At 69.4% G+C, this 19,487-nt stretch carries 15 protein-coding genes; 11 read left to right on the top strand and 4 right to left on the bottom strand.

Annotated elements, in window-relative coordinates; all coding sequences use genetic code 11:
• Positions 1-16 precede the first annotated feature (16 nt).
• The 3 genes from GXW79_RS10025 to tssH form a co-directional block, all read right to left on the bottom strand.
• Positions 17-484, bottom strand: coding sequence for an Hcp family type VI secretion system effector (locus GXW79_RS10025; RefSeq protein ID WP_211874240.1), 468 nt, complete (start codon positions 482-484; stop codon positions 17-19).
• Between the two features lie 131 nt (positions 485-615).
• Positions 616-1,089, bottom strand: coding sequence for an Hcp family type VI secretion system effector (locus tag GXW79_RS10020; protein WP_211874239.1), 474 nt, complete (start codon positions 1,087-1,089; stop codon positions 616-618).
• A 145-nt stretch (positions 1,090-1,234) separates the two neighbouring features.
• Positions 1,235-3,880, bottom strand: coding sequence for a type VI secretion system ATPase TssH (gene tssH / locus GXW79_RS10015; RefSeq protein ID WP_408901550.1), 2,646 nt, complete (start codon positions 3,878-3,880; stop codon positions 1,235-1,237).
• A gap of 281 nt (positions 3,881-4,161) precedes the next feature.
• Here tssH and tssA point away from each other — a divergent pair, with 281 nt between their 5' ends.
• The 11 genes from tssA (at position 4,162) to GXW79_RS09960 (ending at position 16,842) form a co-directional block, all read left to right on the top strand.
• Positions 4,162-5,301: a type VI secretion system protein TssA gene (gene tssA, locus GXW79_RS10010; RefSeq protein ID WP_211874237.1), complete on the top strand. Its 1,140-nt coding sequence runs from the start codon at positions 4,162-4,164 to the stop codon at positions 5,299-5,301.
• Between the two features lie 134 nt (positions 5,302-5,435).
• A complete protein-coding gene (gene tssB, locus GXW79_RS10005) occupies positions 5,436-5,939 on the top strand; it encodes a type VI secretion system contractile sheath small subunit (RefSeq protein WP_211874260.1) in 504 nt (167 codons plus the stop codon).
• Between the two features lie 6 nt (positions 5,940-5,945).
• A complete protein-coding gene (tssC, locus tag GXW79_RS10000) occupies positions 5,946-7,439 on the top strand; it encodes a type VI secretion system contractile sheath large subunit (protein WP_211874236.1) in 1,494 nt (497 codons plus the stop codon).
• A gap of 101 nt (positions 7,440-7,540) precedes the next feature.
• Positions 7,541-9,061, top strand: a complete 1,521-nt coding sequence (tssC, locus tag GXW79_RS09995) for a type VI secretion system contractile sheath large subunit (RefSeq protein WP_211874235.1) — start codon at positions 7,541-7,543, stop codon at positions 9,059-9,061.
• Entirely contained in the window at positions 9,058-9,849 is a 792-nt protein-coding gene (locus GXW79_RS09990) for a type VI secretion system accessory protein TagJ (RefSeq protein WP_211874234.1), read from the top strand. Before tssC (GXW79_RS09995) ends, GXW79_RS09990 begins: the two co-directional genes overlap by 4 nt.
• Positions 9,850-9,857: 8 nt before the next feature.
• The gene (gene tssE / locus GXW79_RS09985; protein ID WP_211874233.1) at positions 9,858-10,364 is read left to right on the top strand and encodes a type VI secretion system baseplate subunit TssE; all 507 of its coding nucleotides are present in this window, start codon (positions 9,858-9,860) and stop codon (positions 10,362-10,364) included.
• Positions 10,365-10,479: 115 nt separating this feature from the next.
• Positions 10,480-12,303 (top strand): type VI secretion system baseplate subunit TssF, encoded by a 1,824-nt coding sequence (gene tssF / locus GXW79_RS09980; RefSeq protein ID WP_211874232.1) that lies wholly within the window; start codon positions 10,480-10,482, stop codon positions 12,301-12,303.
• Entirely contained in the window at positions 12,300-13,460 is a 1,161-nt protein-coding gene (gene tssG, locus GXW79_RS09975) for a type VI secretion system baseplate subunit TssG (RefSeq protein WP_211874231.1), read from the top strand. Before tssF ends, tssG begins: the two co-directional genes overlap by 4 nt.
• 31 nt (positions 13,461-13,491) lie before the next feature.
• On the top strand, positions 13,492-14,988 hold the full coding sequence (locus GXW79_RS09970; RefSeq protein ID WP_211874230.1) for a class I SAM-dependent methyltransferase: 1,497 nt from the start codon (positions 13,492-13,494) through the stop codon (positions 14,986-14,988).
• A 104-nt stretch (positions 14,989-15,092) separates the two neighbouring features.
• Entirely contained in the window at positions 15,093-15,749 is a 657-nt protein-coding gene (locus GXW79_RS09965) for an OmpA family protein (RefSeq protein WP_211874229.1), read from the top strand.
• A 10-nt stretch (positions 15,750-15,759) separates the two neighbouring features.
• The gene (locus GXW79_RS09960; protein WP_211874228.1) at positions 15,760-16,842 is read left to right on the top strand and encodes a hypothetical protein; all 1,083 of its coding nucleotides are present in this window, start codon (positions 15,760-15,762) and stop codon (positions 16,840-16,842) included.
• A 90-nt stretch (positions 16,843-16,932) separates the two neighbouring features.
• Here GXW79_RS09960 and GXW79_RS09955 read toward each other — a convergent pair whose 3' ends face one another.
• On the bottom strand, positions 16,933-19,419 hold the full coding sequence (locus tag GXW79_RS09955) for a serine/threonine-protein kinase (protein WP_281414706.1): 2,487 nt from the start codon (positions 19,417-19,419) through the stop codon (positions 16,933-16,935).
• Between the last annotated feature and the right edge of the window lie 68 nt (positions 19,420-19,487).

Genomic DNA, 19,487 nt, shown 5'->3' with positions numbered 1-19,487 from the left:
GACCGCCGGAAGGGGCTCAGCGCCCCTGGTACAGGTCGTAGTTGGCGCTGGCCGAGTCACCGGCGCTGTCGTTGCTCCAGGTCCAGGTCTTCAGCTCGAACTGCTTGAACCCGATCATCCAGGTGTCCACGGGACGGTCGCCGGCCATCGCCAGCTTGTACTTCGTCATGGTGGAATCGGTGAGGGTCAGCCGCGCATAGGCTTCGAGCTGGCCGGTCTTGTTGGTGCGCACCCAGTCGATGATGACGGAGCGGTTCAGCTTGTTGGTGAGCAATTCGTTCATCAGGTTGCTGGTCGCGAAGTCCAGCAGCTTCACGATTTTGACGTGCTGCACGGTCGGTCGCGCCCGGTTGTTCGCGTCCGCGCCGACGCTGTCGAGGTTGCGCTCGACGCCCCACTCCACGTCTTCCAGCAGGATGTATTTGTCGTAGCCCTGGGAATCGACCGTCCCGTCCGAGCCTTCGAATTTCATCAGAATGGGCATGGGTCAGCGCTTTCCTGCCAGGTGCGGGCGGTGACTTCGCGCAAACGCCGGGCCCGGCAAAAGCGGACCCGGCGTAGGCAATCGCGTGGCCTTGGGGGCCGGCACAAGGCCCGCCCCCAAGGCCCGCGTCATCAGACCTTGACGGCCTTGGCCAGGTCCCAGCCGACGGTCGCCGGGCTGCCCGAGAAGTCGTCGCCGATCGGGTTGTACTTCAGGATGAACTTGTCGAAGTTCAGCGACAGGCTCTCGGAGGGGCGGTCGCCGCCCGACGACAGCGAGTAGCCCGAAAGGCCCGTGCCGTTCAGCTCGAACGACAGGTATTCCTGGGCGGCGCCGGCACCGGTGCGCAGGAACGCGATCTTGACGATCTTGTTCAGCTTGCCGTGCAGGGCTTCTTCGAGCAGCTTGATGGTCGCGCCATCGGTCAGCTTGGAGACGGTGATCTCGCTCACGGACACGATCGAACCTTCGCGGGTCGAGTTGCCGTAGGCGGAGGAGATGCCGCGGCCGACGCCGAACTGGCAGGACTCGACCGGGATCCACTTTTCAAAGCCCTGGATCGTGGACTCGCCGGGAACGCCTTCGTAGTCGATCATGATGGTCATCGTAGTCTCTCCCTTTGCAACAACCCGCGGTTGAAGGCAGACCCCATGTCCACCCCTGACCGATAGGTTAGCGGAATAAATACTCCGCCGTAATACCTCAAAACGTCCTTGTGACCCCGTGCCGCCCTGCGGTCCTAGCGATCACCTATTCGATCGTATAGCGGAACGATCCGTCCTCCGCAATACCCACTGCCACTTTCGTGATCTCGGCACCTTCGGCGCGCTTGCCGAGGATCTGGCCGGACAGTTCGGGCAGCAGGGTGCGATTGAGGATGTTCTCGATGTTGCGGGCGCCGGACTCCACCTCGGTGCAGCGGGCGGCGATCGCCTGCGGCAGCTCGGGGCCGTACTCCAGCGGCACGCCGTAGGTCTCCTTCAGCCGCTTGTTGATGCGGTTGAGCTGGAGGACGACGATCTTGCGCAGAACCGCATCGTGCAGCGGGTAGTAGATGATGACGTTCACGCGGCCCAGGAAGGCGGGCTTGAACACCTTCAGCAGGTCGGGGCGCAGCGCCTCGCCCAGCGCCTCGGGGTCCGGCATCGTGTCCGGGTCGGCGCAGAGCTTCGCGATGGTGTCGGTGCCGGCATTCGACGTCATGATCAGGATGCAGTTGCGGAAGTCGATGTCGCGACCTTCGCCATCCTTCATGTTGCCCTTGTCGAAGACCTGGTAGAACACGTCCTGGACGCCCGGATGGGCCTTCTCCATCTCGTCGAGCAGCACGATGGAGTAGGGGCGCCGACGCACCGCCTCGGTCAGCACGCCGCCCTCGCCATAGCCGACATAGCCGGCCGGCGCGCCCATGAGCATCGAGACCTTATGCTCTTCCTTGAACTCGCTCATGTTGATGATGGTGATGTTGCCCTCGCCGCCATAGAGCAGGTCGGCCAACGCCATCGCCGTCTCGGTCTTGCCGGTGCCCGAGGTGCCGGCGAACATGAACACACCCACGGGCTTGCGCGGATCGGTGAGGCCGGCGCGGTTGGTGCGGATGGCCTGGGCCACCGCTTCCATCGCGTGGTCCTGGCCGATGACGCGGGTCTTCAGCGTCTCGGCCAGCGCGAGCACGCCCTTGATCTCGTTCGACACCATCCGGCCCACGGGGATGCCGGTCCAGGTGGCGACGACTTCGGCAACCGCCGCGCCATCAACCAGCGGGTGGACCAGCGGCTCCTCGCCCTGCAGCTTGTGCAGTTCGTTGGTCGCCTCGGCGAGCTCCGCACGCAGCTTGTCGGGATCGGCCGCATCGGCAGCCTGGTCGGCCGGCGCGGCCTCACCCTCGGCCAAAGGCTCGGGCGGATTCTCGAGCGCGGTGCGCAGCTCCTTGATGACCGCGACGAGCTTCTTCTCCTCGTCCCACTGCACGTTCAGCGCCTCGAGCTCCTTCGAGGCCTGGTCCTTCTCGCTCTCGAGCTCGGTCACGCGCTTGAGGTGATCGGCACCGGTCACCGCCTCGCGCGAGAGCGAGGCGAGTTCGGCGGCGACCAGGTCCAGCCGGCGCATGCGGTCCTCGATCGGGGCCGGGATCGCGGCCTGCGACATGGACACGCGGGCGCAGGCCGTGTCGAGCAGCGACACGCCCTTGTCGGGCAGCTGGCGCGAGGGGATGTAGCGGGCCGACAGCCGCACCGCATCGTCGATCGCCTCGTCGAGGATGCGCACGCCGTGGTGCTTCTCCAGCGTCGGCACCAGGCCGCGCAACATGGCGCGGGCCAGAGGCTCGGTCGGCTCGTCGATCTTGACCACCTGGAAGCGGCGGGTCAGTGCGGCGTCCTTCTCGAAGTACTTCTTGTACTCGGCCCAGGTGGTGGCCGCGATGCAGCGCATCTCGCCGCGCGCGAGCGCCGGCTTGAGCAGGTTGGCCGCATCGTTCTGGCCCGCGGCGCCGCCGGCGCCGATCAGCTGGTGCGCCTCGTCGATGAACATCACGATCGGGATCGGGGAGGATTTGATGCCGTCGATCACGCCCTTGAGGCGGTTCTCGAACTCGCCCTTCACGCCCGCGCCGGCCTGGAGCATGCCCAGATCGAGCGCCATGAGCCGCACCTTCTTCAGCGCCTCGGGCACGTCGCCGGCGGCGAGACGCAGCGCGAGGCCCTCGATCACCGCGGTCTTGCCGACGCCGGCCTCGCCGGTGCAGATCGGGTTGTTCTGGCGGCGGCGGGTGAGGATGTCGATGATCTGGCGGATCTCGCCGTCGCGGCCGAGGATCGGGTCGATCTTGCCGGCCTTCGCTTGCGCCGTGAGGTCGGTACAGAACTGATCGAGCGGTCCGCCACCGCGCGGCGCTTCGCCGGGTGCGGCACCGGCAGCGGCCGCGCCGGGGCTGCCAGCGGGGGCCGCGTCATTGGCCTCGTCGCTGCCTTCGGTGAAGCCCTCCAGACCGCGGCGAAGCTGGTCGGCCGGGATCGCCATCAGGCTCGGTGCGCTGTCCTTGAGGCCGCGGCTCAGCGTCTCATCGTTCAACAGCGCGATCAGCAGGTGGCCGGAGCGGATGATGCCCTTGCCCTCGAGCGAGGCGAGCAGCCAGGCCTCGCGCAGCCAGGTGACGATGTCGGGCGACAGGGCAGGGGCGCGGGCATTGCCGGTGCGCAGCTTGTCCAGCGCGCGGGTGATCTCCATGCCGACCTTGCCGGCATCGATGCCGGCCTTGCGCATGATCACCGAGATGTCGGAATTCTGCAGCTCGATGAGCTTCAGCAACACATGCTCGATTTCGACGTTGTAGTGGCTGCGGGAGAGCGTGAGCCCGGCAGCGCCTTCGAGCTGGCGGCGCGCAAGCGCGTTCATCCGCCCGACAAGTGTTTTCAGGTCGAGAGCAATCATGCTGGAACGCATCCCACCGCAAAGCGACGCCGAAAGCGCCGCGGTTTAAGAGCCCTGGGGCGTGCGAACGCGCGCCCGGACAAGCCCCCCCGAATACGCATCGAAGACTAGATGCGCGCACGCATCAAGTCCATGGCCTTGCCCTGGCCGCCGAACGGGTTTTCAAGACGGTACGAAGAAATTCGTTCCGATACGGCTTTGCATCGGCAGGCGTTGCGCTACACTCCGGGCTCAGGGGGAATGGCATGTCTGAACTGACGATCGACCTCGCGGCGCTGCTCGCGCCCCTCGCCGAAGGTGACGGCGCGGGCGTGGACATGCGGACGGATTTCACGCCCAAGGCTCCCTACCAGCTGCTGCGCGGCGCGCGCGGCGAGGCCCGTGCGCTCGAGCGTCTGCTCGACGGCGGCGACCCAAATGCCGACCCCGTTGCGATCGCCGGCCACTGGCGCGACGTGAAGAAGATCGCGACCAACATCCTCGAGACCAAGTCGAAGGATTTCGAGATCGCGGCCTGGCTGACCGAGGCGCTGGTGCGCCAGGATGGTCTGACCGGCGTCCAAGCCGGCGGGCTGCTGATCAAGGGCATCGCGGAGACGTTCTGGGACAAGGCCTTCCCCTCGCTCGAGGAGCCGGAGGGGCTCGAGGATCGCGCCTCTCCCGTCGGCGGCCTCGCCGGCGAAGGGGCCGATGGCACGCTGATGCAGCCGCTGCGCCGCACGCCGATGTTCAAGCGCGGCGACGGCAGCATGTGCGACCTGTTCCTCTACAAGCGCGCTGAGGAAGTGGCCGCCATCGTCGATGCCGAGCGCAAGGCCAAGCGCCTGAAGGAAGGCGTGCCCGAGCTCGAGGTGCTGCAGCGCGAAGGTCGCGCCGACAGCGCCTTCCTCAAATCCGTGGGCCTCGCGGCGATGGCCGCGCGCGAAGCCTGGGTCGCGATGGATGAGGCGCTGACCGATCCGTTCAAGGGCAACGCGCCGTCTGCGCGCAACGTCACGATGCTGCTTGACGAAGTGATCGGCATCGCAGTGAAGATCGTGGGTCCGTTGCAGGCCGCCACGGTCGCGACCGAGGAGGGCGAGGCGGCGGCGGGCGATGGCGATGCGGGAGGTGCCAGCATGATGGATGGCGGCGGCATGGCCATGCCCGGCGGCGCGCCCGGTCCGCGCGCGATGCGCACCCGGGAAGACGCGATCAAGCAGATCGAGGAGATCGCGGCCTGGTTCAAGAAGACCGAGCCGCATTCCCCGGTGGCGTATACTCTTGAGGACACCGCCCGGCGGGCGCGCTTGCCGCTGGACGAGTTGCTGGCCGAGGTTCTGACCGAAGGCGACGCCCGCAAGGCGATGCTGGTTCGTCTGGGTATTCACCGGCCAGAAGGGTGATGGTTGACGGGACGGCCGGATGGGGGAAGCTTCATCGAGAGTGCCGTTGACCATAGGGCTAGGGTTTGCGTAGGCTCCGGTTCAGTCTGGCTGCGCGGCCAGTTTCCGAGAAACGAAATTAGAAAGGGTTGGCGATGAGCAGCGTTCACGACAAGCTTGCGCGCGTGCGGAAGCCGCGCGTCCACATCACGTATCAGGTCGAGACCGAGGGCGCCGAAGTCGTTCGTGAGCTGCCGTTCGTGGTCGGCGTGATGGGCGACTACGCCGGCGACCCGGCCGAGCCGCTGAAGCCGCTCGGCGAGCGCAAGTTCACCCAGATCGACCGCGACAATTTCAACGACGTCATGGCGCGCATCCAGCCCGGCCTGAACCTCAAGGTCGACAACACGCTCGCCGGCGACGGCAGCCAGCTCGGCGTGAACCTGAAGTTCAAGTCGCTCGACGATTTCGACCCGGCGCGCGTCGCCGAGCAGGTCCCCGCGCTCAAGGCGCTGATGGAGACCCGCTCCAAGCTGCGCGACCTGATGAGCAAGGTCGACCGCTCCGAAGACCTCGAAAAGATGCTCGAGGACGTTCTGCAGGACAAGGACAAGCTCGGGCAGCTGTCGTCCGAACTCGGCCTCGACAAGAAGGAATAAGAGATCATGAGTGAGGCCCAGGGCTCCGCCGCGGCAGCGGCCACGACGACCACCGAAGGTGGCGTCTCCTTTCTCGATCAGGTCATCGGCGCGACCAAGCAGACTGAGCGCGATCGCGCCCAGGACCTGATCAAGGCACTGACCGAAGAAGCGCTGAAGGGCACCGTCACCTTCAGCCGCAACCTCACGGTCACCTTCGACCGTGCCATCGCGGCGATCGATCAGAAGCTCTCCGAGCAGCTGAACAAGATCATGCACCACCCGCGCTTCAACAAGCTCGAAGGCAGCTGGCGCGGCCTGAACTACCTGGTCATGAACTCCGAGACCGGTACCGGCCTCAAGATCAAGATGATCCAGGCGTCGAAGAAGGATCTCTCGCGCGACCTGCAGAAGGCCGTGGAGTTCGACCAGAGCCAGATCTTCAAGAAGCTCTACGAGAACGAGTTCGGCACCCCCGGCGGCGAGCCTTACGGCGCGCTCATCGGCGACTACGAGTGGACGAACCACCCCGACGACGTCGAGACGCTGCGCCTGATGTCCTCGGTGGCGGCCGCGTCCTTCGCGCCCTTCATCTCGGCCGCCGGCGCGGGCCTGTTCGGCATGGACAGCTGGCAGGAGCTCGACAAGCCGCGCGACCTCGCCAAGATCTTCGACACGACGGAATACGCGAAGTGGCGCGCCTTCCGCGAGAGCGAGGATGCGCGGTTCGTGAACCTCGTCATGCCGCGCACCATCGCCCGGCTTCCCTATGGCTCCGCGACCAAGCCGGTCGAGGAGTTCAACTACGAGGAAGCCGAGTACGATGCGGCCGGCAACGCGAAGCAGATGGAGCACGAGAGCTACAACTGGATGAACGCCGCCTACGTCATGGGGGCGCGCCTCACCGACGCCTTCGCGCAGTACGGCTTCTGCGTCGCGATCCGCGGTGCGGAAGGCGGCGGCAAGGTCTCCAACCTGCCCACGCACGTCTTCAAGTCCGATGACGGCGACAGCGATCAGCAGTGCCCGACCGAGATCGGCATCACCGATCGTCGCGAGGCGGAGCTCTCCGGCCTCGGCTTCCTGCCGCTCTGCCACTACAAGAACACCGACTACGCCGTGTTCTTCGGTGGCCAGTCCGTGCAGAAGCCGAAGAAGTACGACCGCCCGGAAGCGACGGCGAACGCCGCAATCTCCGCGCGCCTGCCCTACCTGATGGCGACCAGCCGTTTCGCGCACTTCCTGAAGGTGATGGCGCGGGACAAGATCGGCTCCTTCATGGAGGCGACCGACGTCGAGAATTGGCTGAACCGTTGGATCCGCAACTACGTCAACGCGTCGGAAGGCGGCGGGCAGGAAATGCGCGCTCGCTACCCGCTGCGCGAAGCGAAGGTTGAGGTGAAGGAAGTGCCCGGCAAGCCGGGCGTGTACAACGCCGTTGCCTACCTGCGCCCGTGGCTGCAGATGGAGGAACTGTCCACCTCCATGCGCATGGTCGCGCGGATCCCGCAGAAGTCCTGACGCGGCTGTTCTGAAGGGGGGCGGGCTCCATGGGCCCTGGGCCAGACGGCTTGGCCGTCCTGGAAAGCGCGCCCCCCGAAATCTTGGGGGGCGCCGATGTGGTGCGCCCCGCGCTCCGCGCGCGCATCCTGTCCGGCAATTTCTACGGTCCCGGCTACACCGACACTGGGGCCGACCTGTCGCACCTCGTCGCCGGCGCGAAGCCGGTCGAGGCGCTGCAGCTTTGGTGCGGCGCGCGGCTGCCCAGCCTGCTCGCGCATGATGGTACCGCGCGGGGCAAGCGCCTGGCCATGCAGCGGCTGGAAGCCTCCATCGACCGCGACATCGCCGCCATCGACAAGCTGATCGGCACCCAGCTCGACGCGATCCTGCACCATGAGCGGTTTCGCCGCCTCGAGGGCGGCTGGCGCGGGCTGCACTGGCTGGTGGACCAGGTGCCGTTCGGCGCCAAGGTCAAAGTGCGCGTGCTGAATGCGCGCTGGGCCGAGATCTGCCGCGATTTCGACAAGGCCTCGGATTTCGACCAGAGTGCCCTATTCCGCATCATCTACGAGGGCGAGTTCGGCACGCCGGGCGGCGAGCCCTTCTCCATGCTCATGGCCGATTACGAAGTGCGTCACATGCCCGGCCCCGGCAGCCCGACCGACGATGTGAGCGGGCTCGACGGCCTCTCCGCCGTCGCCGCCGCCTCCTTCGCGCCGACGGTGATCGCCGCGCATCCCGCCCTGGTCGGTTTCGACACCTGGGGCGAGGTCGGCGCGCATTCCGACATAGCCGAGCCGTTGCGCAGTTCCGACCGGCTGCGCTGGCGAAGCCTGCAAACGCGCGACGACACGCGCTTCCTCTGCGTGGTGCTGCCGCGCATGGCGGCGCGCTGCCCCTGGCCCGATGACGGCACCCGCGCCGACCGCTTCCGCTACCGCGAATACGCGCCCGATTCATCGACGCGCGTCTGGACCTCGGCCGGCTTTGCGCTCGCGGCCGCCGCCGTGCGCTCCTTCGCCACCTCGAACTGGCCGGCCGATATCCGCGGCGCCACGATCGACCACGAAGCCCAGGGCGGCGTCATCGCCACGCTGCCGAATGAGCGGCACTTCGCCGACCCGGTCGGTCTGGCCCTGCGCCCGCCGATGGAACTCGCATTGACGGACGACCAGGAGCGCCAGGCGGTGGAAGGCGGCCTGGTCCCGCTCGTCGGCCTCGAGGGCCTGGGCGAGGCGAGCTTCGGCGCCATGCCGTCGATCCACGTGCCGCCCAAGATGAATTCGGACATCGCCAACGCGAACCAGCGCCTCTCGGCGCAGTTCAACGCGCTGCTGTGCATGTCCCGCTTTGCACATTGCCTCAAGCTGATGGGCCGCGACATGGTCGGCTCCTTCCAGGATGCGGACCAGATCCAGCGTCGGCTGCAGGCCTGGCTGCAGAAATTCGCCGACATGTCGGCGGGTAGTGATCGCGGCGCGCGCTACCCGTTGCGCGAAGCCAAGGTCCAGGTCACCGAAAAGCCGGGCAAGCCCGGCGTTTTCGGCTGCGTGATTCATCTTCAACCCCATTACCAGCTCGACGAGGTCGGTGCCTCCTTCCGGCTGGTGACGGATCTTCAGGCGGCGAGGTCAGCATGACGACGACAGGCGAAGCGTTCACCAGTGGCGACATCGACGGCGCGGTTGCCGCCGCGATCGCGGCCGTCAAGGCATCCCCGCGCGAATCCGGCCTGCGCTGGATGCTGGCCGAGATGCAGATCTTCGCCGGCGAGATCGAGAAGGCGGACCGTGCGCTCGACGCCGTCATCCTCGACGAGCCCTCGCCCGCGGTGCTCGAATTCCGCTGCCTGCTGCGCGCCGAGGAATGGCGACGCCAGACCTTCGCCGAAGGCCGCCTGCCCAAGTTCCAGGGCGATGACCCGACCGAGGCGCAGAAGGCCGCCATGCAGGCGCTGGTGCAGCTGCGCGCCGGCGACGTCGCCGGCGCCAATGCCTCCGCCGCCGAGGCGGAATCCCTCCGCGCCCGCGTCTCGGGCAAGCATGGCGACGTCGCCTTCGACGACCTCCGCGACGCCGACGACCTCTTCGCGCCGATCTTCGAGGTGATCACCACCGGCGGCGACTACATGTGGGTGCCGGTCGAGCGACTGCGTGCGCTCTCCTTCGACGCCCCGCGCCGTCCGCGCGACCTGTACTGGCGCCGCGCCGCGATCGAGACCAAGGATGGGACGGAAGGCGTGGTCTACCTGCCCAACATCTATCCCTGGACCGCGAAGGACATGCCCTCGCCGCTACGCCTGGGCCGCAACACGGATTGGACGGAAGCCGAGAAGGGCCCGGTGCGCGGCCTCGGCCAGCGCCTGCTGCTGATCGGCGAGGATGCGGTGCCGATGGCCGAGGTCACCGAGCTGACCTTCGAAGACTGAGCCGCGCAATGAGCGACACGCGGCGCAACGACAAGAATGCAGGGGCGCGGATCCGCCTGCCCCTGCTGGACCGGCTGCTCGACGCCGATCCAGATGCGCCGGCCGACCCGCCGCTCACCCAGGGCTACGCCATCGAGATTCTGCGCGGCGCGGTGCGGCGCGACATGGAGACCCTGCTCAATGCGCGGCGCCGGCGCGTGCCGACACCGCCGGGGCTGCTGGAACTCGCCGTCTCCCCGGTGGGCTACGGCGTGCCGGACCCGACGGCGGGCGCCTTCAGCGAGGAGCAGCGCCGCCTGGCCGTCGCGCGCGAGGTGGAGGCGACCATCCGCCGCTACGAGCCGCGGCTGATGCAGGTGAAGGTGCAGCTGCGCGACGCCTCGCGCGAGGCGATCGACCGCGTGCTGCGCTTGCGGATCGAGGCGGTGCTGCGCACCGACCCGGTGCCGGAGCAGATCAGCTTCGAAACCGTGGTGCGCCCCTCCACGCTCGATATCTCGGTGACCGAGGGGTAGCGGCTCGACCGGCGACCCCCTGCGAAAGCGGGTCGCCACATGCTAGACGTTGTACCTGCGCGGACGGGATGATGCCCGCTCGCACCGGCTGCGCTTTGACCTTTGGGATGGTGCCGTGTCCGATACGCTGCTGCCCTACTACAACCGCGAGCTCGCCGCGATCCGCAAGCTCGCCGGCGAATTCGCGGACGCCTATCCGAAGGTCGCAGCCCGCCTGCGCGTCACGCCCGACGCGGTGGACGACCCCTATGTGGAGCGGCTGCTCGAAGGTGTCGCCTTCCTCGGCGCGCGCGTGGTCAAGCGCCTTGATGACGAGCTGCCCGAACTGTCGGACGCGCTGCTCGAGATGCTCTCGCCGCAGCTCCTGGCACCCGTGCCCTCGATGACCACGGTGCGCCTGCACGGGCCGCCCGAGGCGCCCGAACCGGTGCTCGTCAAGCGTGGCCTGCTGCTCGAGACTGAGCCTGTGCGCGGCGAGCCGGTGCGCTTTGCGACCTGCCACGACGTGACCCTCTGGCCGATCGACGTCGAGGCGGCGCGGCTTTCGGGCCAGCCCATCGCCGCCCCCGCAAACCCGCGCGCGCCAGGCGCCCAGGCCTGCCTGCGCCTCACGCTCAAGACCAAGACTCCCGACGTCACATTCGCCCAGCTCGGCGTCGACAAGCTGCGCTTCCACCTGCGCGGCGTCGGCGCCCAGGCCGCGCTGCTGATGGAACTGATTGGCACCGCCACCACCGGCGTGGCACTCGCTGACAGCGCGCTCGACGCCAGCCCCACGCTGTTGGGCCCGGAATGCGTCTCGGTCGGCGCCTATGCCGAGGACGAGGCCGCACTCCCCTGGCCACGGCGCGCCTTCGCCGGGCATCGCCTGCTGACCGAGTATTTCGCCTTCCCGGAAAAATTTCACTACCTCGACATCACCGGCCTCGACGCCCGCACCCTGGTCCAGGAAAGCGACAAGCTCGAGATCTTCTTCTATCTCTCGCGACCCGCGGCCGAGCTGGAGCGGGTGATCAATGCGGAGAGCTTCGCGCTCGGCTGCACGCCCGCGATCAACCTGTTTCCGCATCGGTGCGAGCCGGTGGCACTCGACGGCACCGTCGCCGAGTTCCGTGCGGTGACCGATGCGCGGCGGCCGGTGGCGCTGGAGATCTATTCGGTCGAGGCGGTTCGGGAGAGCCGCTCGGATGGCTCGATCCGCGAGGTGATGCCGTTCTACCGGCTCGGCTCGGACACCGAGGATGCGCGTGTCGCCGAGATCACCTTCATCGCGACCCGCGAGCCGGCGAACCCGCCCTTGACGGGGACCGAGACGATGATCTCGCTGCGCGACCTGGCCTTCGACCCGACGATGCCGGCCGATGGCGTGCTGACGGTGGAGGCGCTGTGCTGCAACCGCGACCTGCCCTCGATGCTGCCCTTCGGCGGCGGCCAGCCGCATCTGCGCATGGTCGAGGGCGGGCCGCCGGTGAAGCAGATCGATTGCCTCTCGCCGCCCACGCCCACGCTGCGGCCGAACCTGCTGGAGCGGAGCGCGTGGAAGCTGATCTCGCATCTCGCGCTGAACCATCTGAGCATCGCCGGCGGTGCCTCGGCCGCGCATGCACTGCGCGAATTGCTGCGCCTGCATGACCTGCGCGATTCCGCCGAGAGCCGCGCCGCGCTGGGCGCCCTGCTCGCGGTCGATTCCAAGGCCGGCGTCGCGCGGCTGCCCGGCGGGCGCGCCGGCGCCTTCGTGCGCGGGCTGGAAGTGACGCTCACCTTCGACCAGCAAGTCTGGCAATCCGCCGGGCTGTTCCCGCTGGCGCAGGTGCTGGAGCGCTTTCTCGCGGTGCAGGTGTCGATCAACGCCTTCTCGCGTACGGCGGCGGTTCTCCGCGGCCGGCCAGGTGTCGCCGCGCGCTTCCCCGCACGGAGCGGGACGCGGGTGCTGCTGTGAGCGACGAGACGACCGGGGAACCGCCGGCCGAGCTCGCGACCAGGGCGGCGTCGCTGCTCGACGAGGCGATCGACAAGACGGCAAACGTGCCGCGCTTCGGCGTGCTCGAGGGCCCCGAGCGCCCGGTTGCGTCCGAGACGCCGGCGGCGGCCCTCGCCGGGCCTGTCGTGGACGAGGGCGAGCCAAAGCCATCGCCCTCCCTGCGCATCCTCTCGCCGGTCGGGTTGCTGGCGCGCGAGCCCACGCGCTTCCATCCCGACGAAGCCGCCGCGATCGCCGCGCGCGTCACCGGGAAGGAGGCGCGCGACCTCGATTTCCGCTCGCCCGTGCGGCTCGGCGCGCCGGGCGGGGCCGTGGTGCAGGCCAAGCCAGAGGATGGCCAGATCACGCTCGGTACCTTCGGCCTGATCGGACCCGGCGGCGTGCTGCCGCGCCACCACACCGCGACGGTCGCGGGCGAGGTGCGCAAGCGCTCGCGCGCGCTCAACGCCTTCATGGACCTTCTTGCCCGGCGCATGGCCGGCGCCTTCACGGAAGCCGGGGCGAAGTACCGACCCACGCGCAACCCCGAGCCGGCGCGCCTCGCGCTCGCGGCGACCATCGGACTCGCCACGCCGGGCCTTGACGGCCGCATGGCCATGCCGCTCGACGCGCTGCTGTATCATTCGGGCAACCTCGCCTCGCGCAGCCGCAGCGCGGAGCGCCTGCGCGGCATGCTGGAGGCCGAGACCGAGCGCGCCGTGGAGATCGAGGAATTCGCCGGCGGATGGATGCGCCTGCCCGCCACCGAGCAGACCCGCATGCCGCTTGGCCGCGGCGCGCCGCAGCATTGCGGCCTCGGCACCACCGCCGTGCTCGGCGCCCAGGTGTGGGACGCGCAGGCGCGCTTCATCATCCGCATCGGACCCCTCACGCGCGAGGAGTTCGAGGCGCTGCTGCCCGGCCGGCCGATGTTCAAGCGCGTGACCGACCTCGCGCGGCTCTTCGTGGGCCTCGACACCGGCTTCGCGGTCAACCTCGTCCTCAAGGCCGACGAGGTGCCGCAGGCGCGTCTGGGCGGCAACACCCAGCTCGGCTGGTCCTCCTGGCCTGCCACGGCCAAGCCGCGCACCGGCCACAGGCGCGACGCGATTTTCGAGCCACAGGAAGTGACATGATGTCGGCACGCCAGACCCCGGACCTCGGCGCATGAGCGGCGGGATGAAGGACAGCTACGCGGCGGCGGATATCCGCTACCTCGCCGCCTTCCAGGAGGAGACGGTGCCCGCCCGGCTGCGCCTGGCCGCCGCCCTGCAGGATTCGATCTGGAACCCGGACCACGAGCGCCTCACGGTCATCGACATCGGCTGTGGTCGCGGCGTGACGGCGACGGTCCTGGCCGCGGCCAACCCGGGCTGGGACGTGCATGGCCTCGACCTGCAGCCCGCCCATGTCGCCGAGGCGCGCGAGATCGCCGAGGAGGCGGGCCTCGCCAACCTGCATTTCCATGAGGCCGACATCGCCGCGATGGACGAGGCGACCCTGGCGAGGACCCTGCCCGAGGCAGACCTCGTCATCCTATACGGCGTCTGGACTTGGGTGCCCGATATCGTGCGTGACGGCATCGTGCGGTTCCTGGCCTCCCGGCTCAAGCCCGGCGGGATGCTGCTGATCGGCTACAACTCGCTGCCCGGGTTTTCGGATTCCATCGTGCTGCAGAAGATCATGGCGCAGGGCATGGCGGCTTCCACCGGCTCGGACGCGGCGCGGGCGCGCGCGGCGGTGGGCGTGGTGAAGTCGCTGGCCGATGCAGGCGCGCGCTACTTGCCCTCCGAGAAGATGCTGGAGCGGCTGACCGGCTACTCCGACGGCATGTCCGCCTACCTCGCGCATGAATACGGCACTGGCTTCTGGCGCCCGGAGTTCGGCGCCGATGTGCGCCAGGCGATGGTGCCGGCGCGGCTCGACTACGTGGGTTCCGCGGTCCCGGCGGAGGTCGCCCCGGAATTGAACCTGCGCCCCGAGCAGCGGCTCGCTCTGGAGGGGCTGCCGCCGGGCATGGACCAGGACCTGATGCTGGACCTGTTCCTGCTGCGCCGGTTCCGCCGCGACGTGTTCATCAAGGGCAAGCGCCCGGGCGGGCGCGGCATGCTGGCGCACCTGCCCTTCGCCCTGTTCCTCGCACCCGAGAAGGTCGATCTTTCGATCCAGACGATCGCGGGCAAGGCGGAGCTGCCGGCGGCCGCGAACGCCGCGCTGATCGATGCGCTCGTCGCCGGTCCCAAGACGCTCGGGCAACTCGCGGCGCTGCCGGCCTGCGCGGGCCTCTCGCCGGCTGACCTCGGGCTGATGCTGTCCACCACCAACACAGCGCTGCCTCTGTGGCGGGCGCCGGGTGCGGGAGACGCGGCCCGTGCGGCACGCACCAACCGTGTTCTGCTCAGCCGCCTTGGCGGCGAGGCGGCGGCGAGTTCCTCCCCGCTCGGCTTCGTGGTGCCGGCGCTCGGTGGCGGGCACATCATCTCCGCCTCCGACCTCGGGGTGGCGTGTGCGCTGCAGGCCGGCGCGCCGCCGGAGCCCGCAGAGCTCGCGCGGCGACTGTGCCGGCCCGGCGCCTCGGAGGCGGATCTGGCGCGCGTGGAGCAGGGTGCCTTCGCCCTGCTTGAGCGCCAGTACGGCACTTGGAAGGCGATGGGAGCGGTGTGATATCGTCACGCTTTCGGGTGTTACGCGCCGGAACCCATGAGAGCCATTCCGGTAGCCGAACTTTGATGGTATGCATGGCTCAACCGTACAGGAGACCCCTTCCGATGACCCTCCGCCTCGCATTGGCCGGCGCCGCCGCCATCGCCCTGAGCCTTCCCGCCATGCCCGTCCTGGCGCAGAGCGACCCCGCCGCACTCGATCTGATCCAGCGCCTGCGCCCGCAATCCGGCTCCACCCGCGGCATCCGCGTCCCGGGTGCGGCCGAAAGCGCCCCCGCCGCACCGACGGTGCAGCCCGCGCCGGTCTATTCCACCCCGCGCGCGAACCCGCCGAGTGCGGCCGTCGCCGGCCCCGGTGCGCCCGTCGCGCGCCCCGCGCCCCCGGCACGCGAGACGACGGCTACCGACGGCGTCGCCGCGGCCAACATCACGGTCACCTTCCCCTCCGGCTCCTCCACTCTGACGCCGGAAGCCGAGCGCCAGCTCGCCCCGCTCGGCCGCGCGCTCGCCTCGGCCGATCTCGCCGCCTTCCGCTTCCGTATCGAGGGCCACACCGACACCGTCGGTGACGCCGCCTCCAACCAAGCCCTATCCGAGCGCCGTGCCGCCGCGGTGCGGAGCTTTCTGATGCAGCGTTTCAACGTCGATGCGGCGAGGCTGTCCGCGGTCGGCATGGGCGAGAGCCAGCCGCTGGTCCCGACCGGCGACGAGGTGGCCCAGCCGCGGAATCGCCGCGTGCAGATCGTGAACGTCGGCGGGTAAGAACGCAGCCGTGCCGGAGGGTCCGGACGACACCGTCAGGATCATCCCGGCGCATGCGCCGGTGGGGCAGGGCGTCCACGCCCTGAGCCCCGCCGCGCCGATCGCGGGCAGCGCGCGCAGCCGCGGTATCCTCGTCGCCCTCATCCTGCTGCTCGTCGTGGTCCTGGGCGGGTCGATCACCGCCTGGGTGATCTTCGCCGGGCCGCGACCCGAGACGACCGCCGCCGCCACCTCCACCGGTTCATGGAGCCCGCAGCCCAACGCGGCCGCGATCGCGGTGCCGGCCGAGCCCATCGGCATCCCTGGCGTCGTGCAGGCGGGACTGTCGAACGCGCCGGTGCAGCGCTCGCTCTCCAGCCGCGTCATCGTGCCCGTGCTCGACGAGCAGTCGCTGCTGGCGCATGCAGCGCCGATCGCGCGCCTGTTCCGCCTGCGCGAGAATCCGCTCGTCTTCATCCTGGATTTCCCGAGCCTCGACGAGCAGGGGGCCGCGATGAACCGCCTGGCCGCGCTGGTCGAGAAGGCGGGACAGCCGCGCGACCGGGTGCTCGACGATGCGGCGCTGGCGCGGGCCATCAGCGAAGCCGGCGACACGGCGGCCACCTATTACTACGGGCATAACTACCGGGCGAGCGACATCGACCGCTTCTTCGCGCTCGCCTGGCGCGACCGCGTCACGCTCACCCCGGGCGAGGAATGGCTGCGCCTGCAGCACGCGACGGCGCGGGAGCTCGTGGGCGATGTCGATTTCGCCGTGCTGTCGATCCCGGGGGTGGAACGTCGCGTGGATGCGTCGATGCGCGCGGCCATCCTGCACCACGAGATCGGCCACGGCCATTTCTTCACCCGGCCGAGCTTCGCCGCCCATGTGAACCGCGTCTGGCGCGAGGTGTTCACCGAGGCCGAGCGCGCCTCCTTCCGCCGCTTCCTGTCCAGCGAGGGCTACGACGCCCAGTTGGAAGAGGTGATGGTGAACGAGACCATGGCCTTCGTGGCCTTCACCCCCGATCGTCGCTTCTTCAACGCCGGCATGGTGGCGATGGATGACGGGCGGCTGCAGGTGTTGCGCGCCGCCTTCCTCTCGGCGTTCTGACGGCGGCAAGCGGCGCGCGCGCGACCGCTATCGGGCGCGCGGTTCATCTTCGCAAGGGCAGAGGGTCGCGGCCGTCGCCCGCTCACCGCCTCAGCGGCGGGGAACCGTCTCGATGATGATCGGGCGCACCAGAACGCGGTTGCCGGCGGTGCGTGCATTGCGGAGCGCCCCGGCCAGCGCGTTGAGATAGTCCTCCTGCTGCTCGATCACGGGCCGGGTCGTCGCGAACAGGGGGCGGTCGGAGGCGATGACGATCGCAAGGTCGGTGCCGAAGGGCTCGTCGACCGGCCAGCCGTTGAAATTGCCGCGCGGCTCGCCCAGGCGGATGCGGGCGCCAGCGGGTTGCAGCTGCGAGGGCACCAGATGGGCGACCTCGCCCAATTTGTTGAAATATGCGACGTAGAGATGCGCCGGGTAGTCGGGCATCTGCACGTCAAGGCGCATCAGCTGGCCCTCGACCAGCGGCGCTGTGCCCACCAGCGCCACGCGCGGCGCCCGGTCGCCCTGCGCCAGCACCGGGCGGAACAGGTCCAGCGCCTGGCAATAGGGCCCCTCGAAGCTCTGCAGCGCGAGCCGGGCGGAGCCTTCGGGGATGTTGCGGGCGCTGAGTTCCTGGCGGACCAGCGCGTCGTCGCCGCGGCGGACGACGCCGCCGATGGTCAGCGACTGGTCCGAGGCGGTGAAGCTGAGCAGCCCGCAGCTCGAGGCCTGGACGGCGGCGAGTGCGGCGGCGCGGAAATCGGGGCGGATCATCGCGAGCTGCTGCTGGCGCGCGATCTCCGCCTGGCGTGCGGCTTCCTGCTGCGCGGCGAGGTCGGCCTGGCGCTGCGCCTCGGCCTGGCGCGCGAGGTCCGCCTGGCGCTGTGCCTCGGCCTGCCGCGCGGCCTCCGCTTGGCGGGCGGCTTCCTGCTGCTGCGTGAGCGTGCCTTGCTGCTGTCGCGCGATCTCGGCCTGCCGGGCCGCTTCCTGCTGTGCCGCGGCGGCCTGCTGCTGCAGCCGGGCGAGTTCCGCCTGCCGCGCGGCCTCGGCCTGTCGCGATGCCTCGGCCTGCCTCGCCACCTCGGCCAGCCGGGCCGCCTCGGCCTGGCGCTGGGCCTCGGCCTGGCGTGCGGCGTCCTGCTCGCGCAGGAGCGCCTGCTGGCGCGCCTGCTCCTGCTGGGTGAGGCGCTGCTGGCGCTGGGTCTCGGCGAGGCGGGCGAGCTCGGCCTGGCGCGCCGCTTCGAGGCGCTGTGCCTCGGCCTGGCGATCGGCCTCGGCGCGGGCGGCTTCCTGGCGGGCAGCCTCGGCGACGCGCGCTGCTTCCTCGTTGCGCTCTCTCTCCAGGCGCGCGGTCTCCAGGCGCGCCGCCTCGGCGCGCGCGGCGGCGGCAATGGTCTCGGCCTGGCGCTGGGCTTCCTGGCGGGAGAGCTCCGCCTGGCGGACGATTTCGGCCTGCCGCGCAATCTCCTCGGGCGAGGGGCCCGCACCGGGCTGGATCACGAAGAACCAGACGGCGACGGCCGCGGCCGCGAGACCGCCGACACCGCCGAGGATCAGCGGCAGGGGCGATTTCTTTCCCGTGGTGGTCACGGGAGTCGGCTTCGCCGTGGGGTTCGTGCGGGTCGTCGCCGTCGTCGCGGCGTTGTTCGCCGAGGACCCGTCGAGCCCGGGCAGGCCCGGCATTGCGCTCGGCGGGCGCGAACCGGTGGCGAGCATGGTCGCATCGGCGTCGCCGCCCGGCATCGGCAGCGCCGCGGAGGAGGCGTTCGGGTTGACGATCGCGTCCTGGATGCCGGCCGCAAAGGCTTCGGCCGAGGCGTAGCGATCCTCCGGCCGCTTGGCGAGGGCGCGGCTGATCACCGCGTCGAAGCTGCGCGGCACGATCCCCGACAGCTGCGAGGGCGGCGGCGGCTCGGTGTGCAGCGCCTTGTGCATCACCGCCGAGAAACCACCCTCGAACGGCTTCTCGCCGGTCAGCAGCTGGTAGAGCATCACGCCCGCGGCCCAGATGTCGGCACGGGCATCGACGGGCTCGCCTCGGAACTGCTCGGGCGCCATGTAGGAGGGCGTGCCGATCAGCGTGCCCACCTGCGTCATCGAGGAATTCTCGAGCCGCGCGATGCCGAAATCGGCGATCTTCACCTGCGCGTCCGCACCGTGCGACGACATCATGATGTTGCCGGGCTTGATGTCGCGATGGACCACGCCGCGGGCATGCGAATACGACAGCGCCGAGCAGACCTGGCCCATCAGCCGGGCGACGTCGGCCACGGTGAAGCGCTCGTGCTTGTCGAGCCGGTCCTTGAGGCTGCCGCCCTCGACCAGTTCCATCACGATCCAGGCGGTCTCGGCATTCTCGCCGTAGTCGTAGACGCCCACGATGTTGGGGTGGCTGAGGCGTCCGGCGGCCTGCGCCTCGCGGCGGAAGCGGGCATGGGCCTCGGCGCCGTCGGGGTCGTTGGCAGCCGGCACCTTCACGACCTTGATGGCCACGCGGCGTTCGATGATGCGGTCCACGGCGTCGAGGACGGTGCCCATGGCGCCAGCGCCAAGGGTCCCGCGGACTTCGTATTTCTGGGCTAGCTCGGCCGGAAGCATCGAACCCCGCTGCAGGTTTTCGTCAGGGGCTTGTTATAGACGCGAATTCCTTTCGCTGTCGCCAGCGG

The sequence above is a fragment of the Plastoroseomonas arctica genome (genome assembly GCF_018128965.1).
Lineage (GTDB): Bacteria > Pseudomonadota > Alphaproteobacteria > Acetobacterales > Acetobacteraceae > Plastoroseomonas > Plastoroseomonas arctica.
The sequence above is the reverse complement of the archived record's forward strand: the minus strand, read 5'-3'. Positions and strand labels throughout refer to the sequence as shown.